The 1,142-nt window shown below is 79.3% G+C and carries 1 protein-coding gene; it reads left to right on the top strand.

What is annotated here, in order from left to right; genetic code table 11:
* Positions 1-1,142 (top strand): DUF4139 domain-containing protein (locus tag TR46_RS02725; protein ID WP_161790083.1); only part of this gene is annotated, 1,142 nt, incomplete at both ends.

Here is a 1,142-nt window from a genome sequence, read left to right as displayed (position 1 = left end):
CCCACAGCCTGCGGGCCCGCGTGGTCACCGGCCCCGAGCGGCTGCGGGTGCTGGACGTACGACGGGAGGTCGAGGCGGCGCTGCCCTCGGTCGAGGACCTGTCGCCGCTGCGGAGCGCCTGCGACGAGGCGGAGGAGGCGGCGGACGCGGCCGCGGCGGCCCGCGCGGCCCTGGCCGCGCAGGTGGAGCACATCTCCGCCCTGCGCGCCGTCCCGCCGCCCCAGCGCCGGGGCGACCCGCCGCGGCGCGCACCGGCGGACGCGCTGCTGGAGCTGGCCGACTTCGTCGACACCAGGCTGGCGGAGCTGCAGCAGCGGCTGCTCGCGGCCGAGGACGCCGAGCGCGCGGCCCGGCGCGAGGCGGAGATCGCCCGGCGCAGGCTCCGGACCGCGTCGGGCGCGCTGCCGACCGAGCACGTGAGGCCGGGCACGACGGTACTGGTGACGCTCGATCAGGCCCCCGGCGACGACGGGGCGGTAGCTGGGCCGGAGGGGTCGGGGGAGGGTCCCGAGGTCGAGCTGGAGCTGGAGTACGGCGTCCCGGGTGCGACCTGGACCCCGACCTACCATCTGCGGCTGGCGGGCATCCACAGCGACACCCCGGGCGGCAGCCTGGCCATGCGCGCCGTGGTCGCCCAGCGCACCGGTGAGGACTGGACCGGGGTCCGGCTGGGCCTGTCCACCGCCGATCTGAGCCGCCGGACCGAACTGCCCGAGCTGCGCTCGCTGCGGATCGGCCGCAGGCAGGTCGAGGCCGTCCCGATGCCCTGGCGGGAGCCCCCGTCCGGCCTCTCCGAGCTGTTCACCGGGTACGACGCGTTCCCGAAACCGGCCGCGGCCACCGCCGGGGCACCGGCGGCGGCCGGTGGCGCGGCGCGCCTGGCGGCCAGGGCGGCCGACGAGATGACGCTGGACACGCGCAGCACACGATCGGTCAGGGTGCGATCGGCCGGGGCCGCTGCCGCCGGTCCGGTGCCCGCCCCGTCCGCGATGGCGGCGCCGGCAGCGCCGTCGGCGCCCTCGGGGCCGCCGCGTGGAGGGCCGCAGCGCGGGAGTCAGCCGGCCGCGCAGCCCACGCACGCCATGCGCTCCGACGCCGCGCCGTCCCCCGGCTACGGCGGGCCGCCGCCCGCGGCCCAGAAG

This window comes from Streptacidiphilus carbonis, assembly GCF_000787775.1.
In the GTDB taxonomy this organism is placed as follows: Bacteria; Actinomycetota; Actinomycetes; order Streptomycetales; family Streptomycetaceae; genus Streptacidiphilus; species Streptacidiphilus carbonis.
This window is presented reverse-complemented; position numbering and strand designations above follow the sequence as displayed.